The organism is Methylobacterium nigriterrae, from assembly GCF_037106235.1.
GTDB lineage: Bacteria > Pseudomonadota > Alphaproteobacteria > Rhizobiales > Beijerinckiaceae > Methylobacterium > Methylobacterium nigriterrae.
Window position 1 is genome coordinate 1 of sequence record NZ_JBAWTG010000322.1, and the last position, 1961, is coordinate 1961.

General features: G+C 66.0%; 1 protein-coding gene. It reads right to left on the reverse strand.

Annotation, left to right across the window (positions count from 1 at the left end; translation table 11 throughout):
* Positions 1-1416: transglycosylase domain-containing protein (locus WDW90_RS36665; protein ID WP_336492649.1), on the reverse strand; the 1416-nt coding region annotated here is incomplete at its 3' end.
* Positions 1417-1961 lie beyond the last annotated feature (545 nt).

The window sequence follows — 1961 nt, forward strand, 5'->3', positions numbered from 1 at the left end:
GGCCAGAACCCCTGTTGGCGCCGCGCGATATCCGCCATTGGCGACAGTGGTATAGGCCGCCGTCATGCTCATTACGCTGGTCGAGAACGAGCCCAGGACGAACCCGGCATCAGGGTTGGGTCCAGGCTCAATCCCGAGACGTCGGCTCACCTCCGCCACGTGCTTGACCCCAAGCTCCTGGGTGAGCCGAACGGCAGCGGCATTGCGCGACGCCGCAAACGCTTCCATGAGCGTCGTCTCGCCCCTATAGCCGAGCTGGCCATTCGAGGGCCACGTCGCCGTGATGGGCAGATCGACCACCCGGCTCTGCGGCCCTCGGCCCGCCTCGCAGGCAGCGACCAGGAGCGGCAGCTTCGCCGTCGAGCCCGGCTGCACGCTCGTCTTCACGGCGGCGTTGAACTGCCGTCGTGACCAGTCCACGCCGCCGATCATCGCGCGCACACGGCCATCGGCGGTCATCATCACGGCTCCAGCCTCGTAGGCCGACGGAACAGCTCCCTCGCTGACCAGATCAGTCAGATGCTTCTCGGCCAAGCGCTGGAACCGAGGCTCGAGCGTCACGAAGAACCGGATCGTCTCGCCCTCTTTCACGAACAGGGGCGCCCAGGTCTGGACCACCCACTCGGTGAACGGCTGCGCCTGGATCTTGAACTCCGGCAGCACCCCGGGACGAATGCCGACCTGCTCGGCCCGAAGCCGCTCGGCCTTGCTGATGCGCCCCTGCTGAACCATGAGGCCGAGAACAAGCCGTGCGCGTTCGTTGGCCTGTTCCCTCGTAGCGTCCTTGAGCGGGTTGAACCGGGCCGGGGCCTGCACCATCCCGGCCAGCAGGGCGGCCTCGTAGAGATTGAGGTCCTTCGGCTCCTTGCGGAAATAGTGCCGGCTCGCCCGGTAGAGACCCACGATCTCGCGGCCTCCGAACTCGATCTGGTTGAGGTAGGCTGCGAGCAGCTCCTGCTTACCGACGGCCCCATCGAAGGCGCCGGCGTGCCAGACCTCGGAGCCCTTGCGCTCGAGCTTGCTTAAGAGATCCCGGCCTTGCAGGTCGTGGAACACGAGGTTCTTGAGGAGCTGCATGGGAATGGTGCTGCCGCCGCGACTGAGGCCACCCCGGAGCACGGCAGCCAGGGCGATCAGGTCGACGCCGCCATGGTCCAGGTAGCGCTTGTCCTCGACGGCGATGATCGCCTTCTTCATCACCTCGGGGATCTCGTGCGGCTTGAGCACGACGGGGCAGCGACAGTAGGCGTCCCAGCCTGACGCAGTGCGGGTGACCATCACCTGCGGCGAGGCGACGAGCAGGCGGAGCTGGTCGGGCTTGAGATCCCAGAAGGACAGGGTCTCGGCTGCGCTGGTGCGGGTCGGACCAGCCGCTCCGGCCGCACAGAGAAGGACGAGGCCGACGGCGCGCCGCATGTCCCAACTCCCCGGCCTCATCCGCCCGGCGGAATGCGGCTACAGCTTGAGCAGGTGTGGCTGTGACGAGCCGTCTACAAGGTTGTGACGGTACGCTTGGCGTGAACCGCCTCCGTCGGCAGATTCCTTCGGTGGCCGGAGTGCTTCAGCGAGTTTCGCTCAGTTCCGGTTGTCTCTCGTTGAGGCCGCGCAACGTGAGAGACGTGCAAACACCTCAACGAGAGCCTCGGCTTCCGGACCCGTGAGATCGCTGATGCAGAGAGTGTCATCGACAAAGACGGTCCAGACGCCGTCGTAAGTGGCTTCTTTGTGGATCTGCATGGCTGACCACCTCGCCGGGGCAATGATGCTGGCCGGGCCCGGTTCCGGGTCGGAGGCGCTTCGGACTCCGCCTCACCGCTTGTTGAGATCCGGCAATGGATCTCCTCGTCCCCACTCTGTCGCCGCGCTCATCCGTACGGTGCAGAGATGCTGCCCATCGGCTGAGCGAACCACAGCAGCGAGGGCAGCTTCGTGCTCACCGACCGTGATCACCCGGGCAAGCT